This is a genomic window from Noviherbaspirillum humi, from assembly GCF_900188095.1.
Taxonomy (GTDB): Bacteria; Pseudomonadota; Gammaproteobacteria; order Burkholderiales; family Burkholderiaceae_D; genus Noviherbaspirillum; species Noviherbaspirillum humi.
In genome coordinates this window covers 1-21,013 of record NZ_FZOT01000008.1, presented here as the reverse complement: position 1 = coordinate 21,013, position 21,013 = coordinate 1, and the positions used below count along the sequence as shown (strand labels likewise).

23 protein-coding genes are annotated in these 21,013 nt (G+C 61.1%); 14 read left to right on the top strand and 9 right to left on the bottom strand.

The window, feature by feature from the left end:
- Positions 1 to 511: 511 nt before the first annotated feature.
- The gene (locus CHB88_RS13175; RefSeq protein ID WP_089399800.1) at positions 512 to 1,711 is read right to left on the bottom strand and encodes a Gfo/Idh/MocA family protein; all 1,200 of its coding nucleotides are present in this window, start codon (positions 1,709 to 1,711) and stop codon (positions 512 to 514) included.
- A gap of 35 nt (positions 1,712 to 1,746) precedes the next feature.
- On the bottom strand, positions 1,747 to 2,277 hold the full coding sequence (locus CHB88_RS13170; protein ID WP_089399799.1) for a MarR family winged helix-turn-helix transcriptional regulator: 531 nt from the start codon (positions 2,275 to 2,277) through the stop codon (positions 1,747 to 1,749).
- Positions 2,278 to 2,599: 322 nt separating this feature from the next.
- On the opposite strand from CHB88_RS13170, the gene CHB88_RS13165 reads away from it, so the two are divergent.
- On the top strand, positions 2,600 to 3,859 hold the full coding sequence (locus CHB88_RS13165; protein WP_089399798.1) for a Rieske 2Fe-2S domain-containing protein: 1,260 nt from the start codon (positions 2,600 to 2,602) through the stop codon (positions 3,857 to 3,859).
- A 34-nt stretch (positions 3,860 to 3,893) separates the two neighbouring features.
- Complete coding sequence (locus tag CHB88_RS13160; protein WP_245844957.1) at positions 3,894 to 4,616, top strand: class II aldolase/adducin family protein; 723 nt, start codon at positions 3,894 to 3,896, stop codon at positions 4,614 to 4,616.
- A 129-nt stretch (positions 4,617 to 4,745) separates the two neighbouring features.
- Here the strand turns inward: CHB88_RS13160 and CHB88_RS13155 are convergent, their stop codons facing one another.
- The gene (locus CHB88_RS13155; RefSeq protein WP_089399797.1) at positions 4,746 to 5,177 is read right to left on the bottom strand and encodes a DUF1810 domain-containing protein; all 432 of its coding nucleotides are present in this window, start codon (positions 5,175 to 5,177) and stop codon (positions 4,746 to 4,748) included.
- A 168-nt stretch (positions 5,178 to 5,345) separates the two neighbouring features.
- Between CHB88_RS13155 and CHB88_RS13150 the strand changes: the two genes are divergently transcribed.
- Positions 5,346 to 5,930: an SRPBCC family protein gene (locus tag CHB88_RS13150; protein ID WP_089399796.1), complete on the top strand. Its 585-nt coding sequence runs from the start codon at positions 5,346 to 5,348 to the stop codon at positions 5,928 to 5,930.
- A gap of 1 nt (position 5,931) precedes the next feature.
- Here the strand turns inward: CHB88_RS13150 and CHB88_RS25175 are convergent, their stop codons facing one another.
- Positions 5,932 to 6,099: a hypothetical protein gene (locus CHB88_RS25175; protein ID WP_176442457.1), complete on the bottom strand. Its 168-nt coding sequence runs from the start codon at positions 6,097 to 6,099 to the stop codon at positions 5,932 to 5,934.
- 553 nt (positions 6,100 to 6,652) lie between these two features.
- Complete coding sequence (locus CHB88_RS13145) at positions 6,653 to 7,060, bottom strand: hypothetical protein (protein WP_089399795.1); 408 nt, start codon at positions 7,058 to 7,060, stop codon at positions 6,653 to 6,655.
- Positions 7,061 to 7,291: 231 nt separating this feature from the next.
- Here CHB88_RS13145 and CHB88_RS13140 point away from each other — a divergent pair, with 231 nt between their 5' ends.
- From CHB88_RS13140 to CHB88_RS13120, 6 genes are all read left to right on the top strand, one after another.
- On the top strand, positions 7,292 to 7,915 hold the full coding sequence (locus CHB88_RS13140) for a hypothetical protein (RefSeq protein ID WP_089399794.1): 624 nt from the start codon (positions 7,292 to 7,294) through the stop codon (positions 7,913 to 7,915).
- A 200-nt stretch (positions 7,916 to 8,115) separates the two neighbouring features.
- Complete coding sequence (locus CHB88_RS13135) at positions 8,116 to 9,042, top strand: ATP-binding protein (RefSeq protein WP_089399935.1); 927 nt, start codon at positions 8,116 to 8,118, stop codon at positions 9,040 to 9,042.
- On the top strand, positions 9,039 to 9,545 hold the full coding sequence (locus CHB88_RS13130; protein WP_089399793.1) for a siphovirus Gp157 family protein: 507 nt from the start codon (positions 9,039 to 9,041) through the stop codon (positions 9,543 to 9,545). The genes CHB88_RS13135 and CHB88_RS13130 overlap by 4 nt, the downstream gene beginning before the upstream one ends.
- Positions 9,546 to 9,563: 18 nt before the next feature.
- The gene (locus tag CHB88_RS13125) at positions 9,564 to 10,016 is read left to right on the top strand and encodes a single-stranded DNA-binding protein (RefSeq protein ID WP_089399792.1); all 453 of its coding nucleotides are present in this window, start codon (positions 9,564 to 9,566) and stop codon (positions 10,014 to 10,016) included.
- Between the two features lie 13 nt (positions 10,017 to 10,029).
- Positions 10,030 to 10,263, top strand: a complete 234-nt coding sequence (locus CHB88_RS24480) for a hypothetical protein (RefSeq protein WP_143131255.1) — start codon at positions 10,030 to 10,032, stop codon at positions 10,261 to 10,263.
- 1 nt (position 10,264) lies between these two features.
- A complete protein-coding gene (locus CHB88_RS13120; RefSeq protein ID WP_089399791.1) occupies positions 10,265 to 10,690 on the top strand; it encodes a c-type cytochrome in 426 nt (141 codons plus the stop codon).
- Positions 10,691 to 10,727: 37 nt separating this feature from the next.
- Here the strand turns inward: CHB88_RS13120 and CHB88_RS13115 are convergent, their stop codons facing one another.
- Positions 10,728 to 12,470 carry a sensor histidine kinase gene (locus CHB88_RS13115; protein WP_143131254.1) on the bottom strand — a complete coding sequence of 581 codons (1,743 nt, stop codon included), beginning with the start codon at positions 12,468 to 12,470 and terminating at the stop codon, positions 10,728 to 10,730.
- Positions 12,471 to 12,979: 509 nt separating this feature from the next.
- Positions 12,980 to 13,579, bottom strand: coding sequence for an NADAR family protein (locus CHB88_RS24475; protein WP_143131253.1), 600 nt, complete (start codon positions 13,577 to 13,579; stop codon positions 12,980 to 12,982).
- A gap of 115 nt (positions 13,580 to 13,694) precedes the next feature.
- Here CHB88_RS24475 and CHB88_RS13105 point away from each other — a divergent pair, with 115 nt between their 5' ends.
- Together CHB88_RS13105 and CHB88_RS13100 are read left to right on the top strand one after the other, a co-directional pair.
- Positions 13,695 to 16,409 carry a UvrD-helicase domain-containing protein gene (locus CHB88_RS13105; RefSeq protein WP_089399788.1) on the top strand — a complete coding sequence of 905 codons (2,715 nt, stop codon included), beginning with the start codon at positions 13,695 to 13,697 and terminating at the stop codon, positions 16,407 to 16,409.
- A gap of 318 nt (positions 16,410 to 16,727) precedes the next feature.
- Positions 16,728 to 17,057: a hypothetical protein gene (locus tag CHB88_RS13100; protein WP_089399787.1), complete on the top strand. Its 330-nt coding sequence runs from the start codon at positions 16,728 to 16,730 to the stop codon at positions 17,055 to 17,057.
- 51 nt (positions 17,058 to 17,108) lie between these two features.
- Here the strand turns inward: CHB88_RS13100 and CHB88_RS13095 are convergent, their stop codons facing one another.
- On the bottom strand, positions 17,109 to 17,603 hold the full coding sequence (locus CHB88_RS13095; protein WP_089399786.1) for an HAD domain-containing protein: 495 nt from the start codon (positions 17,601 to 17,603) through the stop codon (positions 17,109 to 17,111).
- Between the two features lie 226 nt (positions 17,604 to 17,829).
- On the opposite strand from CHB88_RS13095, the gene CHB88_RS13090 reads away from it, so the two are divergent.
- The 3 genes from CHB88_RS13090 (at position 17,830) to CHB88_RS13080 (ending at position 19,455) form a co-directional block, all read left to right on the top strand.
- Positions 17,830 to 18,309 (top strand): hypothetical protein, encoded by a 480-nt coding sequence (locus CHB88_RS13090; protein WP_089399785.1) that lies wholly within the window; start codon positions 17,830 to 17,832, stop codon positions 18,307 to 18,309.
- Between the two features lie 24 nt (positions 18,310 to 18,333).
- Positions 18,334 to 18,963: a 5' nucleotidase, NT5C type gene (locus CHB88_RS13085; protein ID WP_143131252.1), complete on the top strand. Its 630-nt coding sequence runs from the start codon at positions 18,334 to 18,336 to the stop codon at positions 18,961 to 18,963.
- 285 nt (positions 18,964 to 19,248) lie between these two features.
- Positions 19,249 to 19,455 (top strand): hypothetical protein, encoded by a 207-nt coding sequence (locus CHB88_RS13080; protein ID WP_089399783.1) that lies wholly within the window; start codon positions 19,249 to 19,251, stop codon positions 19,453 to 19,455.
- 114 nt (positions 19,456 to 19,569) lie between these two features.
- Here CHB88_RS13080 and CHB88_RS13075 read toward each other — a convergent pair whose 3' ends face one another.
- A complete protein-coding gene (locus CHB88_RS13075) occupies positions 19,570 to 20,346 on the bottom strand; it encodes an SDR family NAD(P)-dependent oxidoreductase (protein ID WP_089399782.1) in 777 nt (258 codons plus the stop codon).
- Between the last annotated feature and the right edge of the window lie 667 nt (positions 20,347 to 21,013).

The window sequence follows — 21,013 nt, the reverse complement described above, 5'->3', positions numbered from 1 at the left end:
TAGGAGCCCTTAAATTAAGCCCACTTACAGGCTGCTTTTTTTGCTGAATTCCTGCTTTATGTTTAGGTTGTGTTTGGGTTGACTGATTCGAAGAGGTCTGAGGAGTAGTATGAGTTGCTTTTTTCTGAGTTTGACTTTGAATATGTACGGGAAGAGAGGGGGTATCTTTAGGTTTTGTGGTTGAATGCGGTTGGTTGTGCGAAGTGGCATTAACGCTTGACATTGTTATCTCCAGGAAGAGAGGTTGACTTTTAAGTTCGCGCTTTCGCCCATCGTCACAATAAGTAACGCTTGACTGTCTAGCGCTTAATCTCTCGGTAAGCTATTTCCATGCCAATCCTTCATTGGTTGCAGCAAACCACTAGTATTGGCTAAATGGCTTATTTCGGAAATTAAAAGTCCTTTTGTCGATTTAATTGAAGTTTGATTTGGCCTGAACAGTGAATGAGCCTATGAGCTATCACCTGTAGCAATCGAAAGTTCCAGTATTAACGTCTCGTTTGAAACCTCATTAACCAAATTTGTGATTTTCCCGGTTCTCACAAATCGATCGTTGCTCCCTCAAAGGCACTTCTTTAGCAGTATCTGAGGAAAGCGCTGCCGCTTCACACAGCTCCAGGTTCGCGACTCCCCAACGGCCATCATGCAACGCATCCATTTTGCCAATGATGGCGTCGCAAAATTCCTGCAGCACCAGATCACGCGGACTGTAATCCGTTGGCAGATTAATGTGCTCCGTTCCATCCCGCGTATGAACAGCCAACCCAGTCGGCGTCTGCCGAATTTCGCCCCGCTCGCAGCTGACGATCGTCAACCCGAAAAACGGCTGAAACGGCGCCGCCTCCGGGATGGCATGCCTAGCGCGCCGCTGCTTGGCCAGCAGTTCATCTTCAGGCGACGCGCCGATTGAAGAAGCCTTCGCGGGCACCCGGCTCGCCGCCGGCTGATGAAACCCCCACTCGCTGATATCGAAGCAAAGATCCATGCTGGAAAACCGCCCGTAGCCGTTATAGACGGCCGTCGCTACCGCCCCATTGGCGAAGGTGATGAAGGCGGTATGCGCGCCGATGCCGCGGCGTTCCGGGTCCCAGTCGAAGGTCTTGGCGCGCACGCTGACTGCCTCGCCGCCGCACAGCAGGCGCAGGATGTCGAACTGGTGGGAGCCCTGCCGGAAGGTGACGCCGCCGCCGAGTTCGGTCTTGAGTTCGTCCGGGCGGCGCGGGCGGTACATCCAGTCGGTATAGCACCATGTGTGCACCATGGCGACCGGACCGAGACTGCCTTCATCGATGATCTGTTTCATGCGCTGGATGGGCAGGTCGTAGCTGTGCGAGTGGCCGACGAGCAGGATGACGCCCGCCCGCTCCGCTGCCTCGACCATTCCCTTTGCCTGCGCCACCGATTTGGCCATCGGCTTTTCCACCAGCACATGCTTGCCGGCGGCGCAGGCGAGGGCGACATGCTCGGGATGCAGCTCGGTTGGGGTGGCGATGTAGACCGCGTCGAGGTCGGCTTGCGCAAGCATTGTTGCCAGATCCGGAAAGGCGGGAATGGCCAGTTCGCTTTGGATTTCCGTCCGGATTTGCACGGCCGGCTCGGCAATGGCAACGAGCTCGAACCCGGAATGCTTGCGGAATGCAGGGACGAAGGCTCGTCCGGCGGCGCCGTAGCCGGCCATCCCGATGCGAATGGGTTTGTTGGATTGCTGCATGCTGTCGCTCTCCCGCGATGGAGGTTGTGTGGATATCAGGCCGCCTCATCCGGCAGATCCGCCGCCTGCACGGCGGCTTCATCGACGCCGAGGTTGTGCATGATGGCCAGCAGGGTGCGCCGGGTGGCGGCAAGGTCTTCCGGCGGAATGCCGGCGAGGGCGACCTGGTTGACCTCCTCGGCGGCCGGCACGATCAGGTTGCGCAAGGCGGCTCCCTTGGCTGTCAGGAAAACGCGAACCTGCTTGCCGTTGCCGGCGATTTTCTGCCGCGAAACGTAGCCCAGTTTTTCCATGGCTTGCAAGGCGGCAAAGGTTGTGGGCTCCATCACGCCGGCTTGTTCGCTCAACTGGCGTTGCGTCATGCCGTCGGTCTGCCACAGGATGCGCAGCAAGGTCCAGTGGCCGTACAGCACCGACTGCTTGCGCAGCCGCAGCTGCAGCGCCCGCGAGAGGCCGCGATAGGTGAGCTTGACGAGATGGGCCAGGCGTTCGCTCGACAGGGTCTCGCGCCAATCGGGGCCTGCGGGCTGGGAATCCTGGGGAATCTTTTTGGCGGAAGCGCTCATGTGGGTTTGGTCCGGTTGTCAAGGCATCGAAAATCGTCCGGATATCTTACCTGATCTTGTGGCTTAGGCATCTAAGTATCGTAAAGGAGTATGGTCCTCGGAGCCCGGCGTAGCGTGGCGGCGCTACCGGGGTGAGTGGCGCTGTACGCGTCAGGAGAATGTGCGGAAGCGCCCTCGTCGCGACGTCACCATTGACAACTTAGGTAGCTAAGTTTAATCTTGCGCCATGCCTTCCAACCGAGGGCGCTTTACTGACCCGCCCGGGACATCAAAAACAACATCAGACCGGGTGCCATTGCCGATTCGAAACGAGGAGACACCCATGCTGACGAAAGAGCAAAACGACCTGCTTACCCAGATTACCCCCGGCACCCCGATGGGCAATCTGATGCGGCGTTACTGGCAGCCCATTGCCGCCGCGGTCGAATTGAAGGACAAATGGACCAAGCGGGTGCGCCTGCTGGGCGAGGACCTGGTGCTGTTTCGGGACCGCGAGGGCAAGCTCGGTCTCATCAAGGAGCAGTGTCCACACCGCCGCGCCTCCTTCGCCCACGGCATCCCGACGCAGAACGGCATCCGCTGCCCTTACCATGGCTGGGAATTCAACGCCGAAGGCAAGTGCCTGGACCAGCCGAACGAACCCGACAATCCCGCCTTCCGCGCCCGCGTGGCGACCGATGCCTACCCGGTGGAAGAACTCGGCGGCCTGCTGTTCGCCTACCTCGGCCCCAAGCCGGCGCCGCTGCTGCCGCGCTTCGACGGCTTCGTGCAGGAGGGCACCATCCGCATGATGGGGCGCACCATCCTGCCGGTGAACTGGCTGCAGATCATGGAAAACTCGCTCGATCCCATCCATACCGAATGGCTGCACGGGCACCACTATGAATTCCAGAAGGAGCAGGAAGGCGTCAAGGTGGCGATCAGCGCCAAGCACGAGAAGATCGATTTCCGCGAGTTCGAATTCGGCATCACCAAGCACCGCCTGCTGGCCGGCCATTCGGAGGATGGCGACGACTGGCGCATCGGCCATCCGATCGTGTTCCCGAACATGCTGGCGGTGGGCAATGGCGACGAGAAGTCGCGCTACTACTCCTTCCAGATCCGGGTGCCGGTGGACAACGAGCACACCATGCACCTCTGGTACAACGCCTACGTGCCGCCGCAGGGCATGAAGGTGCCGCAGCACCTGCTCGATACCGTGCATGTGTACGAGGTGCCCTATCTCGACGAGAAAGGCGAATTCATCGTCGACAACGTCGATGGCCAGGACATGATGGCCTGGGTGACGCAGGGCCCGATCGCCGACCGCACCATTGAGAATCTGGGCGGCTCCGACATGGGCATCGCCATCTACCGCCGCACGCTGAAGCGCGAGCTGAAGAAGATGGAGCAGGGCCAGGATACGATGGGCTTGGTGCGGGACCCGGCGCGCAACCAGCGCATCGACCTGCCGAACGAGCGCAAGAAGCACCACAACAGCGACGGCTTCTCCAGCTTCATGCTGCGCACCCATGCGAAGTACTCGCCGATCGCGCAGGACCTGGTGAAGATTTTCGAACCCAACCTGATCAAGGCCGCGTGAGCCGGCCCAACCAACCCGACAACCAGGAGACAGCATGAAAAGCGAAGCGGAAATCATGACGGTGGAAGAGGCCAAGCAGAAGGTGATCGACGGCGGCCTCATCCTCGAGCACAACGGCCAGGCCGACCTGACGCGCGGCCACCTGTCGGTGCGTGTGCCGGGCGACCCGAACCATTTCTTCATGAAGCCGCACAGCTACGGCTTCGATGAAATCACCATGGACAACATCGTTATCTGCAATCTCGATGGCGAGAAGGTCGGCGGCGGCGGCCGGCGTCACAGCGAAGTCTTCATCCACTCGGAAATCTACAAGGCCCGGCCGGATGTGAACAGCGTGATCCACTCCCATCCCGACAATGCCGTGGCGTTGTCGGCCACCGGCAAGCAGTTGAAGATGATCAGCCAGCCGAGCGTGGCCTTCGCCGACGGCCTGCCGTATTACACCGACACCATCGACCTGATCCGCTCCAAGGACATGGGCGAAGGCGTGGCCAAGGCGCTCGGCCAATGCAAGGCGGTGCTGATGCGGAACCACGGCGTGGCGGTGGTGGGCAGGAGCGTGGAGGAAACGGTGATTCTCGCCATCATGCTGGAGAACGCCTGCCGCATTCAGCTGCTGGCGGAAGCCGCGGGCGGCATCGGCGACACCTTCGATGCGGAGTACATCGAGCGGCTGCACTACAACATCAGCCGGCCGGAGCAGTACAGCATCAACTTCGAGTATTTGAAGCGGAAGGTGATGCGCGGGCGCGGCTGACTCGCTGCGGACAAGCTGTGATCGACGGGCGGCCAAGTGCCGCCCGTTTTCTTGTGCGCCGGCGGATGAAGCCGTGTCCATTGCCTGGCCGTGATCGACCAGCAAGGATGCGCCAGTCATGGCAACCGATCATTGCTGCGCCCGCAGCGCCTCAAGAGTCGCTGCGTCCGGTCGTCCGTCGAAGAACTTCCTTAGGCAGGCAGCAAACACCAATTCCTGCGGCGCAGCTTCAGCAAACAGCGTCATGCACGACCGAAACTTCATATCATCGGGCGGCCCGAACAGCGCGAGCGCCGATGGCTGCGGCGAGTTCAGCGCCAGCGTCGCGCATTCGCGCAGACGGGCGCCGAGCACCGGGTGAGCGAGATAGGCGCGGGCTTCGTCCAGCGAGGCAATCGCATAGTGATTCGCCATCGCGCTGCGGCCGAGTCCCGTGATCTGCGGAAAGACGAACCACATCCAGTGGCTGCGCTTGCGCCCCTGGCGCAGTTCCTCCACGACATCGTCATACACCGGCGCCTGGGCCAGTAGAAAGCGGTCGAGATGGTATTCGTCTTGCATGGGTGGCTCCAGTTACTGGTGAAGGTGAGTGTCGCTGCGGCATTGCCATCGATACGCCAGGAAATTTTCCGGCCGGCTTGCAATCCAAGCAAAGTACGCTTCCTCCGCGGAAGACTTTTCGGTTTGACTGGATAGGCCGACGAACGACTGCATTCGGCACATGATGTGATGATCGAGTCCTCCATCTTGAACACCTTGAACATCTTGCGCCGGCTTTGCTGGCCGCTGGCGCTTGCCCTGGCGTTGGTCCTGGATGCAGGCGCGGCCGATCTGGAGCCGCCGGCGGTGCAGGTGCGCCGGATCGGTGAGTCGGTGGTGGTGGAGGCGAGTGTGCTGGTGCCGGCCAGCGTCGGCGAAGTCTGGAGCGTGCTTATCGACTACGATCACATGGCGGACATGTTTCCGGACATCGAATCGAGCCGGGTGCTGAAGCGCAGTGGCAACCAGCTGCAAGTGGAACAGAAAGGTGCCGTCCGCTTCGGCCCGTTTTCCGTTCCCTTCGAATCGATCAGGGACATCCAGCTCTTTCCACCGAGGGAAGTGCGTTCCAGCGTGGCCGGGGGCAGCCTGCGCAGCGGCACCGCCCTGACGCGCCTGGTGCAGGAGGAGGGTGGCGTGCGTGTGGTTTATTACAGCGAGTCCGTGCCCAACGTCTGGACGCCGCCCGGCCTCGGGCCCCACTTCATCGCGAGACAAACCCGGACGCAGTTCGAGAACCTGCGCGCCGAAATTCTCAGGAGAAAAGCGGGTTAGCTCAGCTTCGGGGTGCCGCGATGCTGGTGCCCGGCCCTGCCGTGTTGCCGCTTCCCTGAACTGCGGACGAGTGCCGCACCTGATTGATGCCATAAGGCTCGGCCGGATCGAACGAACAGGCAGATACCAGCAAGCCAGCGAGTACCGCAAGGAACACCGAGCGCTTCATGATGCCTCCTGAAGTTGACCATTCTGCACACTTCCCATTTTACGGAAGCTGCCGATACGCCAAATCCCTAAGCCGATATCTTCTGCTCGCCATCAATGGCGGGAAGGGTCCAGGATCCAGTTCATGCAATTAATGAAAAGAACCAAAAAGGTTGCAATAATTCCATCGTCCGGATCTCGGCAAGCCGTGGCGGAGGCGTGATACGCAGTTTGAGGCCAAGTACTCTCCGTGCCCGGACTTCTCGCATAAAAACGCCATAAAACTATTGAAAAACAAAGGTATAGCCTCATATCGTCTCAAGGGACGATGCAACGTTCCGGTTTCGGAAACAGCGTGCGGCCGGAAGCGGGATTGATCTTTACGTTGCTACCTGTTGGCTAGAAATGCAACCAAAAAAGTATTGATATTTCGCCTGCAGCTGTTTAAGATGTACTGTGCTTATATACAGTATTCACAGTGGTTTCGAGACTTCCGTGCTGCAAGAATGGATCGATGGAAAGGTCGGCGGAGGCGTGTAGCCGGCACCGCCCGGAACCTGTCGATGCGGGAACGGTCAGCCAGCTTTCCGGCGCTGCGTCTTGATGGAAGGGGCGGGAGCCTGCAGCCTCTGGCGCAGCAGGTCCAGCATCAGCTCACGGGCGTCGGTAGGCTGGGCGCGGAACAGGGTGAGCGCGGTTTCGACGAAGAGTTTTTCCTTTTCATCGGCCGGCATCATGTTCAACGTGTCGTGCTCGCGATCCATCCAGCCGCGCGGCAGTTGCAGCTGGGCTTCGATCGCGCGGGCGACCGCGTTGCCGATGTTCTTGCGGTTGCACTTGATGTGGCTGAGGTAGCGGTCGGAGAGATTGAGGCGCTGCGCGAACAGCTTGAGCATGCCGCGCTGGGGCAAACCGGCGTTCTGATTGATGAAGTCGTCGAACAGTTTCTGGAAGTTCTTATGCCGTATTTGTGTACTGTCCATCAGCCATCCATGGTTCTCGTTGATTGATCCCGCCTAACGTCATCCGCAGGCAGCCATCCGCGCAAAAAGTGGCGGGAGGCCGACCTCCTCGAAGTGTAACTCAGGCAAGGCGTGTTTTGTTGATTATTTGCAACCAAAAGAGTCGCCGATCTCGGCCGCCGCCCACGCTGGCGGAACGGAATCGGCTTCCCAGTGATCTGCAGCAGTCCAGCTGCCCAACGAAGGAAAACGATGCGTTATCTCGAATCCGCCCACCTGTTGCCAAGCCTGCTCGATGCCAAACCGAGCCGGAAGCTGATGGAGGCGATCGCGCTGAGCGCGGAAGTCTGCGGCCAGCCCTTGTCGTCCGCGGCGGTGGAAATGCTGGCAGGCGATCTGGCGGCATTCGACGAGGCCCAGGTGCTCTCGGCGCTCGGCCGCTGCCGGCTGGAGCTCACCGGACCGCTGAAGCTGGCGGATGTCCTGGTCCGCATCGAGGATGGCCGGCCTGATGCGGAAGAAGCCTGGAACATGATTCCTCAGGACGAGAGCGGCTCGGTGGTGTGGACGGAAGAAATGGCCCGGGCCTGGGGCGAGATATTGTCGCAGCTGCGCGCCGGCGACATGGCGGCTGCGCGTTCGGCATTTCGCCAGGCGTATGAAAAGCGCGTCCTGGAAGCGCGCAGCCGCCAGCAGCCGGTGCGTTGGACGCCGTCGCTGGGAAGCGATGCCGCCGGCCGCGAGCGCGTGCTGCGTGATGCGTTGGCGCGGCGCCGCCTTCCGCCCGACCATGTGGCCGATCTGCTGCCGTCCCATGGCATTTCGGCCGAGGCGAAGGACGTGCTGGCGCAATTGAAGATCAAGCGCCTGCATTGAGGCGCCGGCAGCGAAGGAAAACCGTCTGCGGCGGCATCCTGAAAGGCTACCGAAAAGGTGGTGACCGGGAATGCGTCGCCCTCTGTCGAGGATGATGAATGGATGAACAGGCAGGTATGGATGATGGCGGCATGCAATGGTACGAAGAGGTTGGCCGCCGGGAGCAGTTCGAACACGACGACAATGAAAGGAAGCGTCACATGAGCAAATTTGAAATTCACCGCGCGACCAAGCGCCGTGCCAAACTGCGCCTCGGCATGTCCGGCCCCGCCGGCAGCGGCAAGACCTATTCGGCCCTGCTGATCGCCAGCGGCCTAGGCGGGCGCATCGGCATGATCGATACCGAGCATGGCAGCGGCGACCTGTATGCCGACCTGCTTCCGGATGGCTACGACGTGCTGACACTCAGCCCGCCGTACACCCCGGCGCGCTATATCGAAGCCATCCGCGCTTTCGAGGAAGCCGGCGTGTCGACCATCATCATCGACAGCCTGTCGCATGCCTGGAGCGGGGAGGGCGGCTCGCTCGACCGCCACGGCAAGATCGCCGACAAGACCGGCAACAGCTGGCAAGCCTGGCGCCAAGTCACGCCGGAGCACAATGCGCTGGTCGAAGCCATGCTGCGCAGCCCCTGCCACATCATCGGCACCATGCGCGCCAAGACCGAGTACGTGCAGGAGAAGGATGAGCGAACCGGCAAGCAGACGGTGCGCAAGATCGGCCTGGCGCCGGTGATGCGCGACGGCATCGAGTACGAGTTCACCACGTTCTTCGAGATCGACGTGCAGCACATGGCCTACGTCGGCAAGGACCGCACCCGGCTGTTCGACGGCGAGATCTTCAAGCCGGATGCCGAGATCGGCCGCCGCCTGCTGGGCTGGCTGGATGCGGGCGAGGAACCGGTGTCGACCCAGCGCGAAATGCCGCGCGAGCAGAAGGCGGAATTGATGGATGCCATCGACCATGCCAACACGCTCGACGATTTGTTCAAGGCGTTCTCCACGGCCTACCGGGTGGCGACCACGCTGCCGGATACCGACGCGCTGTCGGAGCTGACCATCGCCAAGGACAAGCGCAAGGCGGTGCTCGAGTCGCATAACGACGATGCCTTCGGAGTGGCTGCATGAATCCGGTGTTCGAAGCCTTCGAGCTGGCGGCGCAATATCGCCAGCTGGCCGAGCTTCTGGCCGAGCGCCACGACGATGAACGCCTGATCGCCGACACGCTGGAAAGCATCTCCGGCCCGCTCGATGAGCGGCTGGAAAACCTGGCGAAGATGGTGCGCAACGTCGAGGCCGCCGCTGCCGGCGTGGAGCAGACCATCGCCAGCCTGCAGTCGCGGCAGGCGGCGCTGCAGCGCTCCGCCGAGCGCGGCCGGCGCCTGATCCTGGAACTGATGCAGGCGGCGCAGCGGGAACGCGCTACGACCGCGCTGTTCTCGCTGGCGATCAAGCGCAATCCGCCGCAGGTGGTAGTGGACAGCGAAGCCGAGCTGCCGCCGGAATTCCTGACGCGGCATGAAGCGCCGCCGCCCACGCCCAACAAGAAGGCGATCGCGGCGGCATTGAAGGCCGGGAAGGAAGTGCCCGGCGCCCATGCCGAGCAGGGCGTACGGCTCGACATACTTTAATCATCGAGGAGATTTGCCATGGCAACACTGAACAAAGTCACTCTGATCGGCTATCTCGGCCATGCGCCGGAACTGCGCTACACCAACGGCGGCGACCCGGTCGCCCACTTCACGCTCGCCACCACCGAAACCTGGAAGGACAAGGCGACGGGCGAGAAGAAGGAAGCCACCGAGTGGCACCGCATCGTCATGTATCGCAAGCTGGCCGAGATTTCCGGTGAATTCCTGAAAAAGGGATCGCTGGTCTACATCGAAGGCAAGCTGCAGAGCCGGAAGTGGACCGGCAAGGATGGCGTGGAGCGCGTGACGGTGGAGATCATCGCCGACGACATGCGCATGCTCGGCGGCCGCCACGCCGGTCATGAGGACGGCCAGCAGGCGGCGCATGATGCCGAGCCGCGCCATCAGTCCGCACCCGCCAAGGGGCGCCAGCCGCAGTTCGAATACGAGGATGACGCCATCCCGTTCTGAACCGGCGGTTCGAATGCAAAAGCCCCGTTCGGCCTGCCCGAGCGGGGCTTTTGTTTTAGGACTGGAAAATCGGGAGCCGCTGCCGTGTGATGAGCATGGAATTCCTGCTTTCGCGGATAGCCGCGTATCATCTGCTGCCGCGTCATCCGAACCCATTATGGAAACATTCCCGCCACCGGAATATACGGCGAATCTCAAGGTCATTCCGCTGAGCAGATGGCGCCTGCATGACGAAAAATGGGCCTGACATGAATCGCTTCATCTTGATCTGGCTGGCGCCGATGTTGGCGACGGCGATGCCCTCGGCACGTGCTGGCGGCGACCCGGCCGCCGGCAAGGCTGTCTTCGCCAGATGCGCTTCATGCCATCAGGTCGGACCGTCGGCGCGCGGCGCTTTCGGCCCGCAGCTGAACGGCATCGTTGGCCGCCCGGCGGCCGAAGCCGGCGATTTCAAGTATTCGGAAGCGATGCGGCGCTCCGGCATCGTGTGGTCGGAACAGACGCTCGCTGCCTTCATCCGCTCGCCCGGCAATGTGGTTCCCGGCACGGCAATGCGGTTCTTCGGCCTCGGCAGCGAAGGCCGGATCGAGGATCTGATCGCTTATCTGAAATCCTTCGATGCCGACGGCAATCCTGCCGGTGCGGTCCCGTCCGGCGCGGCGCGGCGCCCATGAACGCGCGGCCGCCGACCGAATCGGTCCACGAGGCGGGCTACGCCACGGCCTGCTGTTGAGCCGGCTCGGCAGGCAGACGCCATTGCAACCTGCAACCAGTCCCTCCGGGCTGCAGTGTAAGGGTTGCGTTCATCGCTTCTGCACGCCGCTCCATCCGTTGCTGAACCGCCGCGGAAATGCCCGGGACGATGCTCGATACCGGGTGTTCGGAACCCTGGATCTGCAATTCAAGCCACTCGGGCTGATGAATGATGCAGATGGACAGCGGCCGCGCGGCGCCTGCGCGGATGAAGCTGTTGACGGCATCGTTCAGAACGCTCAGTACGTGCATGCCGTTGTAGGGATTGACCAGCAGGCAATCGGGAAGATTTTCGGTGCGCCAGGAGAGCTTGCCGCCGGCCCGCGTCAGGCGCGCGATGAGCCGGTAGCGGAATTCCCCCAGCGCAGCCACCAGGTCGGGATTGCTCGAAGCCAGGGAGCCGATGACCATCCGCATTTCGTCCAGCGCCTCTTCCAGCACGGGCGCCACGCCGGCACCCGGAGCGTCGAGATCGACTGCCAGCTCGCGCGCTTCCACCAGCTTCGCCCCGAGGCCATCGTGCATTTCCTGCATGATGCGCTGGCGCTCATGATTGGCCGCATGCTGGTAGGCGAGCTGCTTCTGTTTCTCATACTGGAGCAGCAGTTCCTTTTCGCGCTGATGAGCCAGCGCCGTCAGCCTGTCATTCACGTTCTCGGTGGCTTCCAGCGAAAGCAGCAGACGATCCATGATCGAGCACAGCATCGCCAGCAGCAGGGCCGGAACGCCGACGTGGAGCAGAAACACCGGCGCGGTGCCGAACCAGCCGTTCATGGCAATCAGGTCATGCAATGACAGGCCGATGACGCCGATGGCGGTGAGCAGCATGGCCACATGCGTGGTGCTCGGCTTGCGCCATGCGTTCAGCGCCACCTGCCAGAACATGAAGAATGCAAACGGCAGGAAGGCAGCGTGCCATGCGGTGTCGATGAACAGCTGCAGCCGCTTGCCGAAGAGAGCGAATGCGGCGACGCCCAGGATCCAGTGCGCGAGCAGAACCCGATCCAGCAGGCGGCTGCGAAACCCTACCAGCCGGAGCGGCGCCAGGATGATGCACACCAGGAAGGCTCCCGTCGTCAGATAGCAGGTGGTTCGCCATAGCGGCCAGTATTCCGCCGGAAATTGCGGGATGAAGGCGACCACGGTGCGCAGCCCCCACAGCAATGCGCAGATGCCGAAGTAGAGATGGGCCCGCTCGGCGCGCCGGCGCAGCCAGAAAACCAGCGCAAAGGCGCCCATGAAAAAGCAAAGCGTATTGGTGTATTGATAGCTGCCGATCTTCCAGAAGTGAACGGTATCGAACGTTTCCTGAAGCGCGGCGCGCGGGCCAAGCCGGATCTCGCCCAGCGCCACAAAGGGATCGTGCACGGCGAAGCGAATGGCAATCGTGTTGCTGCCTTGACGCAGCACGCCGGGCGCCACGTTGATCATGAAGGGACGCAGACGCCTTGACCAGACCTGCGGCGTGGAGGTACCGAGATCCGCGGCAAGGGCGCCATTGATGTAGATCTTGCCGCCATTGGGCAGGCTCGAGAACACCACGCTCGATGGGCTGTCGCCGCTATCGACGAGGCGGAACGGAGCAAGGAACCAGTATGTCTGGAGGCCCGCATCTGCCGGGCGCGGCTGACGGTAAGGCAGGGCCGCGGCACGCCAGTTCGGGGTGCCGGTCGGCGGCAGCGCCGCGTCGGATTGAATCAACAGTCCGGCGCCGATCCTTATTGGCGCCGTTTCGGCGGCATGCAGGGGCAGACATGCCGCCAGACTCAACATGAAGCAGGCAAGCAAGCGGCAAACGAGGAAAGCGGAAAGTGCCCTGACATGATGGCGGGCGCGGTGGAACAGCATTCAAATCCAGTATTGTCATGAAACCAATCGCGGCACTTGGCCGCGGGCGCCCATTATAGGGAAGCGCAAAGGGGCCGTCATGTTTCGCAGACGGCGCATCAGGAAAATGAATCGTCCAAACCATGGACGCGACACGCACTGAAAGTCCTGTTGTCAAAGTGGAAAAGACCGCCGTGGAAGCGGCAGGCATATGAACTCGACGCCGGGCGCGGAGGTGGCGGGAAGTGAACACGCTGGCCATGAGCGTAGCCAGCAAGCCAACGAACAACGGAGCCTTGCGCATCAGACTTTCAAGCCTCGGCGCAGTCCCGCCCAAAATTTGATCAGCGATTCTTGCGCGTGAATGGCGGGTGCGCTGCGATTCAAGCCGCCAGCTGCTGCTTCAGCCGCAGGAGCGCGGTACCAAGAGGACTTTCTCCCTTCCGCATGGCGCCCTCGCTGCCGGCGTCGCAGTCAAGGAAGTCGGCGCTGCTGACATCCCAGAATTCGTCCGCCGCCAGCAACTCGACATCCGGTCGGCCAAGCAGCCATGCGCGCATGCCGGCATGCTGCATGACTTTGGCCTTCAATCCATCGAACAGGACATCGGATCCCACGCGGCGCCAGGCGGCCTGGACGCAGCCCCGTATTTTGCGGCCAAGCTCGCGCTGCTTGGCGATGGCCCGTGTCTTGAGGATTCGGTCCGCCATGCGGATGTCGCCGAACAGCAGCGCCTTCTGGTACATCACATATTGCAGAAAGCCGCTGTACTGAATGCCATTGTGAACGAACGACGATGAGGCGAGGGGAAGCGCTGGTTGATGGGCGCCGGAGAAAATCAAGATGGATCCTGTAGTTGATATTGATTGGAGACGATGGAACGGAGGGACGGCTTGCCCGTCACGCCGTTTCTTCAACGCTTCTTCCGGCAAACGGGCCGACAGATTTTTTGGCTCTTTGTAATGAGTTGTAACTCTGTTCACCTGCCTGCGTCGGCGCCATGGCCCGCATTGTAGGGCGCGCCAAATCTTGGTATAAGACACGGCCACCAGCGCTGTTTGAGTCCATAACCCGCTCTAGTCCGTGACCCGCAGAAGAATGATGAAGAGATTCAGTTCCGGCTTGATCGGACAATGGCTTACCGGCACAACGGAATGGACGCTTGCGCTCACCGATGAAGGCATGATCTTCAACGGCGGCGCGCCGATTGCCTATGGCGATTTGCAGCAAGTGGTGGTCGACGAAGGCGTCGTGTGGGATACCTTGGCCTTCGGCTTTGCCGGCGGCATCTGGCACCGGGTAGAGGCGATAAAAGCCGATGCAATTCAAATTCAGCGTGCCGTAAATGCCTTCGCGGCGTCTCATTCGGATGCAGCCAGGCCCAAGCCGCAGCGACGTCAAGAGGCGCCGTCCGGAACGCTCGCCGGCCTGCTCTATCGACCGCTTTACTTGTCGGCGTGGGAAGTGGATCGCTGGGCGCGCGAGCAGTCCGCCGACGGCGCGCAGGCGGGCGGGGCGGGGACGATGCCTGCGGATTTGGAAGCGGCCGTGGCCCAGCGCAACCGTCAGTTCGTCGATGACGAGTTGGAGCGCTATGCGGGATTTTTCGATGGCGTCGAGAGCGCGCCCCTGACTCTCGAGCAGCGGCGGGCTTGCGTGGTGATGGAGGACCGCAATCTGCTCGTCGCTTCCGCAGGCTCGGGAAAGACCTCGGTCATCGTCGGCAAGGTGGGCTACGCAATCGACCGCGGCTATGCCCGGCCGGAGGAAATCCTGGTGCTGGCTTTCAACAACTTCGCGGCTGCCGAAATCCGGGACCGGATCGCTGCGCGGCTCGGCAATCTGCTGGAGGGCGCTGCCGTTCGGGTGCAGACCTTTCATGCCCTTGGCCAATCCATCGGCGCTGCTGCGGGTACAAGGGCCGTGCCCGCGCCGGCCGCCGTCCTCGACGAAGGCGCCATTGATGGAATGATGGGCGACATCATTGCGGCGCTGCGCAAGGAAAACGCCGGCTTCGATTCAGCCTGGATCGAGCTTTCCGCGCTTTACTTGAAGCCTTCGCCGCGTCCGGCCGATCTGCAGTCGCCGCACGCCTGGGAACGCCATCTGCTGCGCAGCGGCACGCGACAGGGTGGACGCCGAGGCTATCTCACCCTGAACGGAGAGATGGTTGCCAGCCAGGGCGAATTGGCGATTGCCAACTGGCTGTTCCTGCATGGGGTCGATTATGCCTACGAAAAGCCGGTGCACTATGTTTCGCCGGACGGCAGGCGGTGCCAGTACCGGCCCAGCTTCCATCTGCGCGAGCTCGACGCCCATGTCGACCATCTGATGCAGGACGCCCATGGCCGGCCTGCTCCGGTATTCTCGGTCAAGCACCGCGACAGCCTGGCGTGGCAGCAATCGGCCGGCGCGGAGCTGGCGGTCTGTCTATGCACCACCTCTAACGAGTACGCCAGCGGACAGCTGTTGCGCCGACTCGCCGCCTGGATGCAGAAGGGCGGCCACGTCGTGGCAAGCCGTCCCGGCAGGCAAGCGCAGGAAGCGCTCGACGCCTGGATCAGGACGGAGAGCAGTCCTTTCCTCACGGGGCTGCTGCGCGCATTCATCCGGCACGCGAAGTCGAATCGGATCGGCGGCACGGAACTGATCCGGCGGACCGGGCAGTGCGCGGACCCGCATCGGGCTGCATTGTTCGCCCGCGTGGCCGATGCCATCGGCGCGCGCTATGCGGAAAGGCTGGCCACGCGCGGCGAGATCGATTTCGACGACATGATCATCAAGGCGGAAAGCGCGATCCGGGATGGGAGCCATCGGCATCGTTTCAAGCTAATCCTGGTGGACGAATTCCAGGATATTTCGCAGGGACGGGCGCGCCTGCTGCGCGCCATGCTTGACGCCCGTCCGGGCTGCAAGCTGTTTTGCGTCGGAGATGATTGGCAGTCGATCTACCGCTTTGCCGGCGCCGACGTATCCCTGTTCAAGAACTTCGAAGCTAGCTTCGGCCGCGCCGCCTTGCTGCGCCTCGATTCAACTTTTCGATCCTGCCAGGGCATTGCCGACGTCGCTTCGCGCTATGTCGATTTCGATGGCAACCCCTTCGGCAAGAAGGTGCGCGCCGCCGATCCGTCGGTCCGCGGCAGCGTCACCGTGATGCAGTACCCGGCCAGGGACAAGGCGGGCGCGGGCCTGAATTACGTACTGCAGCGCTTGCACCGGGAAGCCGCCGACGCTGGCGCGAAGCGTTCGGTATTCATCCTTGCCCGGTACAAGCGGCTGCTCGAACAGGTGCCTGCTCCTTCAAATTTCTCCGACTGGCTGGATATCGAGAGCCGCACCATCCATGGCGCCAAGGGGCTGCAGGCGGACTGCGTGATCGTGCTTGGCCTGATGGAAGGCGGACCGCATGCCTTCCCCTCGATGCAGACGGACGATCCCATGCTCGACCTGGTCATGCCGCATGCGGAAGCGGAACCGTACGCCGAGGAAAGAAGGCTGATGTACGTGGCGCTCACCCGCGCACGCCGCAGGGCCATCCTGATGTCATGCGAGGCAAATCCTTCGATGTTCGTCACCGAACTGCTGCACGATCCTGCCAGCCGCGCGGCGCTCGACATCTGGAAGCTCAACGCTGCGTCCGCGTCGGCCCCGGCAACTGCAGCGAATCGGAAAATGCGGGCACGCGACGGCACCGCCGGCTGCCCGGCATGCGGCGACGGGCAGCTGGTGCAGCGCAGCGGCAAATATGGCGACTTCCGCGGCTGCTCCTCCTATCCGGACTGCCGCTACACCGAAAAGGTTCGTGCCGCTTAGGGCCGTCCATGCAGGATCAAGACGGCGATCAGCGCTGAACAAAGAACTGCCTCCTTTCGCCGGCGCTTGCGAGCGGCTGATCCACTCCTCGCTGCCAGCGCATGGGCACATTGACGCCGGCCTTCCCTCGCCGCGTCGAACTTGAGCGTCTTTCCTCGAAATCGCGGCCGGTGAAATAATTTTCGTCTATTCGGGAAAAGCTTGGGCAAGGTTAAGATTCCTGCATTTTTACCCTGCTAGATTGAAATCAGCCGCCGCAAGCGTCATCAGCGAGCGCTGGATTCCAACGCCCTGCGGCGCCTTAAATGGAGGGCCGCCATGCGCGCACTTTTATCCCAGTTCATCCGCGGCGTGCTGACGCTGCCTCATGACGTCTTCGTGCGTCTTTACGATACTTATCTGCATTACTACGGCGCGGCCGGCGTCGTCGTACTCAATCGCTACCTGAGGCTGGTGCTGGCTGCTAACGTGGCGCTCAATCTCGTCACGCTGCTGCATTTCGGAGAATTGCTCGCGCATGAAAACCGGGGATCATGGCTGGCGCTGCTGTTGCTGCTGAATTATCTCTGCTGGAGCAAGGTGCAGGCGCTGCGCCGTGTGCTGATGCTGCATGCGTCCCGTCAAAATTCATCTGGCCGCGAGCAGTGATCCGATGCCGCAAGGCGTGCCTCGCGCGGGCGTCGCAGTTATTGCATGGCGCTACCCGCGCAGCGGTAGACGATCATCGGCATGGTCCTTTTCCAGCCATGCCTGCAGCCTTTGTCGAACGCCCTCGTTGTAGGCCCCGCTTTCGGCATCGCAGGCAATCAGTTGCTCCAACGCCGGCGGGAAGGATGCGGTAAAGCTGTCGAGAATGCGGAAATCTTTCCAGGCCCGGCACCGGACCACGTCGTCGATCCCTTGCCACCGGCTGAAGCGGCGGTCGACCATGCCTTCATAGCGGGAGGCGAGCGGCCCGAGCAAGGCGGCGAGCTGCCGTTCCGAATTCCAGAAACGCCAGCCGGCATGAATCATGATCGAGACGTCCGGATGAGATCCCAACATGTCAGCCAGGACCCAGGCCCAGCGAAACAGACGGCCTTGGCGGCATGCGGTTTCAAGCGATACGCCCATGCCTATCCAATGCAGGGCGCTCAGGGGATGCAATACCCCGTCGAATTCCAGGAAAAGCACGCGCTGCCGGCTTGCTGCCATCTCGCACCTCCGAGACACGCCCATGGGGCTTGACTTCCATTGTGGCCGGAAAATCGGCTGCTTCTCTGGGATAGCTCAGGCTTTCGCATTTTGTCCGGCGCGGGCGCATGCTGGCGCCCGAGGGGCAATCCGTGGCTCCGCAGGGATACGGTTTACATGGTACAAAACGAGTTTTCGATTCGCGCTTACTGCGCCCTTTCTCATGCAAATGAATGCAGTCATACCGATGCTCATCGGCATCGTCATGCGCGCCCCGAAAGCTGCGCTTGCCGGTTTCCTGCTGGCACTGATCTTTCTGGCGATGATGCTTACCCACGCCGGCGTGGTGGTGGTCGGCATGATCGCCGAAGGCCTCGGCATCAGCCGCTTCTTCGCCGGCCTGCTGTTGGGTTTTCTATTTATGCGATTGCCTCGCTTGCGCGAAGGCCGGCTCGGGACCGTGGGCATTCTGCCAATCGCCGTTCGGCGACCGACCATGCTGGCGCTGCTTGCATTGGGTTTCACCGTCCACCTCGTGCGGGGTGACGCGATCGGGGCATGCACCACCGGATTCGCGCTCGCATTCATGATCGCTTATCAGCGCGTCAAGCGCCTCCTGCTCCAACGGTGGGCCGCTTCCTTTTCCATGCAGCCGTCAGCGCCACACGGTCGGCCTCAATCGGATCCGGGCGTCATCGATGTCGAATTTCGGGAAAGGCGCGACTGATGCCGTCGCCTGGCGCCGCGTCCCTTGAACCGCACGGGATATTCCCGATCAATCCTGTATCCCCAACCGGGAAGGCGATGTCCCCAATGGGCAGTCGTCTTCCCCCACATGCAAGCGACATTCATGTCCCATCCACCGAAACTGCAAGTCTTCCTTGATCTCGATGGCGTGTTCGCCGATTTCGATGCGCGCGTGAAGCGCCTCAGCGGCAAGCACCCGAACCAGCTTGAACGCAGCAGATTGTGGAAGATCATCAATGCCGACAAGCGCTTCTTCGCCGAGCTTGAGCTGATCGAAGGATGCCTGGCGCTTTGGGAAGCCACCAAGGATCTCGAGCCGGTATTTCTTACCGGCGCGCCGTCTTCCAAGGTGTTTCAGGAGCAGAAGCGGGAATGGGTCAGCCGGATTTTCGGTCCGGAATTCACCGTGCATGTCGTGCCCAAGAAGCGCAAGCAGGAATTCAGCGGCAAGCACAAGGTGCTGATCGACGATACGCCGGAAAACATCGAGCAATGGATTGCTGCGGGTGGCCATGGCATCCTGCACAAGGGCGACCACGCGTCTACCGTGCAGGCCTTGCGGCAGCTGGTGGAGCTTTACGAAAAAGAGAAGGCCGCAGACGAGCGCGAGCAGAGACAGGGGGCGGCACCTTAGGCTCGAAGGGTTTGGGCAAAGCGGTTTGGACTCGCCTCCCAGCGAAGAGCCCCGTTTTCCATTTGAAGAACGGAAAGGCACGCCGTCGGCCTGTTCAATTGCGTTCCACCTGGTAAATAGAAGCAGTGGACGCATTGCAAAAAGCATAACCATATTGTTTTGGCGCAGAGAGGTTCGAACTGCTATTCGCCCGAATGATGACTGGTAACACGAGATGAAATTGGGAAATGCCTGGAGGAAGGCGTACATTGATCACACCAAGAGATCAATTGAAGAAAGCAAGCCATGACGACTTCCACCCTGAATTACGCCAATGTCCTTCCTGTTATCGCCGGCACCACATCCACTGCCAAGCGGTCGTCGAATGCGTCCACCAGCCGCCTCCTCGACGTAGTGGCCAAGACGCTGCAGATGGTGCAGGCAGTGCCTTCCCTCGGCCGTGTAAACGCTGCCCAGGTGGAAAGAGTGCGCACCATCACCCGCACCCTCTGATGCACGTGTGCATCGCCGCCGGCCGTCCGCAAGGTGGCCGCGAATGACAAAGGCCAGCGTCTAGCTGGCCTTTTGTTTATGTTTTGTTTATGAATGCATGAATTTGCTGTAAGTCTAGCGCCCGGTTCTCAAGGTCGGCAAACCGATGCCGGTGGCGTCGAAGCCGCCATCGACCGCGAGCGTTTGCCCATTCACATAAGCGGCTCCCGGACTGCACAGGAAATACACCGCATTGGCGATTTCCTCTTCCGTTCCATAGCGTGCCAGCGGAATGGCATCATGGTAATCGGCGCGTATCGCCGCCGAATGGACTTGCTTGGCCATGGCGGTTTCCACCGGCCCTGGCGCGATCGCATTTACCCGAATGCCGACATTGCCGAGTTCAGCTGCCTGCTGTTTCGTCAGATGCATCAATCCCGCCTTGCTGGTGCCATAAGCCACGCGCAGCGTGCTCGCGCGCAGTCCTGAAATGGACGCGATATTTACCACGCTGCCCCCGCCATGCTTCAACATGATGGGAGCGACAGCCTGGGTGCAGATGAAGGGGCCGCCCAGGTTCACCGCCATGACCCTTTCCCATTCTTCGTAAGTGGTATCGAGCAAGGGCTTGAATACCGCGATGCCGGCATTGTTGACGAGGGCATCGATGCGGCCGAAACGCCGTTCCACTTGGCTCACGGCCGCGCCGACTTCAGATGGGAGCGAAACATCGCAATGGATGGTCAACACCGAGTCGCTCGGCTGCAGCTGTGTAGCGGCATGATTGAGTTCCGCGTCATCGATGTCGAACAGCGCTACCCGATATCCCTCTTGAAGAAAACGACGCGCCACTGCGAGACCGATCCCTCGTGCCGCGCCGGTGACGATCGCCACCCTTGCTTCCTGATTCATTGTGCTCCTCTCGAAATTCGAATGACGCGTTGTCCGTCCTGATCCCGCGCCGGAAGTCGCCATTCCGTGCCGTTGGCTGACCTACATCGCGGGGAGGGAGATTATAGCGTTGGCAATTCGAGTCGAAGTATCCAGTCCATTGCAAGAATTCTCTGCCGCATGTCGTCTATTGTTCGACACGCGGCTAGTTTTTGGCGCCCTTCAGGGCCGCCATGTGGACAACGAAAGCTTGTTTGACACAGTTCCCGTTTTCAATTTGTTCATGTTTCGAGGGATCGAAAAATATTTGCGCATTTTTTCGAAAACCCTCTAGGCAGCGCGCAATCTCGTTTGCTATAGTTCGCCTCCCGTCGCGCAACGCAGCAAACGAAGCGAAGCGAGACAGAGCGACATCGAAAGAGGCGCGCTCTTGAAAATGATGGAGAAGGCTCAATATGGATTGAGTACCGCTGACGAACACAACGCTTCGCAGCAAGTTGAAATAACGAGTGGAAATTCGGTGTTTCAGCGAAAGCAGGATCTTTAACAATCAGACAATCGATAGATGTGGGCGCTTGGTAGCGTGCGGCGGCGTCAGCGGTAGGGCAGCGATGCCTGTGCTGCTGATGCTGCAAAACGAAATAGCAAGTGCTCATATGGAAATACCGGTTCATCTGCCCGCTATGGG

Bases quoted from the DNA above. Each gene is read 5' to 3' on its own strand.
- CHB88_RS13175 (WP_089399800.1), bottom strand. From the start codon at position 1,711: ATGCAGCAATCCAACAAACCCATTCGCATCGGGATGGCCGGCTACGGC.
- CHB88_RS13170 (WP_089399799.1), bottom strand. From the start codon at position 2,277: ATGAGCGCTTCCGCCAAAAAGATTCCCCAGGATTCCCAGCCCGCAGGC.
- CHB88_RS13165 (WP_089399798.1), top strand. From the start codon at position 2,600: ATGCTGACGAAAGAGCAAAACGACCTGCTTACCCAGATTACCCCCGGC.
- CHB88_RS13160 (WP_245844957.1), top strand. From the start codon at position 3,894: ATGAAAAGCGAAGCGGAAATCATGACGGTGGAAGAGGCCAAGCAGAAG.
- CHB88_RS13155 (WP_089399797.1), bottom strand. From the start codon at position 5,177: ATGCAAGACGAATACCATCTCGACCGCTTTCTACTGGCCCAGGCGCCG.
- CHB88_RS13150 (WP_089399796.1), top strand. From the start codon at position 5,346: ATGATCGAGTCCTCCATCTTGAACACCTTGAACATCTTGCGCCGGCTT.
- CHB88_RS25175 (WP_176442457.1), bottom strand. From the start codon at position 6,099: ATGAAGCGCTCGGTGTTCCTTGCGGTACTCGCTGGCTTGCTGGTATCT.
- CHB88_RS13145 (WP_089399795.1), bottom strand. From the start codon at position 7,060: ATGGACAGTACACAAATACGGCATAAGAACTTCCAGAAACTGTTCGAC.
- CHB88_RS13140 (WP_089399794.1), top strand. From the start codon at position 7,292: ATGCGTTATCTCGAATCCGCCCACCTGTTGCCAAGCCTGCTCGATGCC.
- CHB88_RS13135 (WP_089399935.1), top strand. From the start codon at position 8,116: ATGAGCAAATTTGAAATTCACCGCGCGACCAAGCGCCGTGCCAAACTG.
- CHB88_RS13130 (WP_089399793.1), top strand. From the start codon at position 9,039: ATGAATCCGGTGTTCGAAGCCTTCGAGCTGGCGGCGCAATATCGCCAG.
- CHB88_RS13125 (WP_089399792.1), top strand. From the start codon at position 9,564: ATGGCAACACTGAACAAAGTCACTCTGATCGGCTATCTCGGCCATGCG.
- CHB88_RS24480 (WP_143131255.1), top strand. From the start codon at position 10,030: ATGCAAAAGCCCCGTTCGGCCTGCCCGAGCGGGGCTTTTGTTTTAGGA.
- CHB88_RS13120 (WP_089399791.1), top strand. From the start codon at position 10,265: ATGAATCGCTTCATCTTGATCTGGCTGGCGCCGATGTTGGCGACGGCG.
- CHB88_RS13105 (WP_089399788.1), top strand. From the start codon at position 13,695: ATGATGAAGAGATTCAGTTCCGGCTTGATCGGACAATGGCTTACCGGC.
- CHB88_RS13100 (WP_089399787.1), top strand. From the start codon at position 16,728: ATGCGCGCACTTTTATCCCAGTTCATCCGCGGCGTGCTGACGCTGCCT.
- CHB88_RS13095 (WP_089399786.1), bottom strand. From the start codon at position 17,603: ATGGCAGCAAGCCGGCAGCGCGTGCTTTTCCTGGAATTCGACGGGGTA.
- CHB88_RS13090 (WP_089399785.1), top strand. From the start codon at position 17,830: ATGCTCATCGGCATCGTCATGCGCGCCCCGAAAGCTGCGCTTGCCGGT.
- CHB88_RS13080 (WP_089399783.1), top strand. From the start codon at position 19,249: ATGACGACTTCCACCCTGAATTACGCCAATGTCCTTCCTGTTATCGCC.
- CHB88_RS13075 (WP_089399782.1), bottom strand. From the start codon at position 20,346: ATGAATCAGGAAGCAAGGGTGGCGATCGTCACCGGCGCGGCACGAGGG.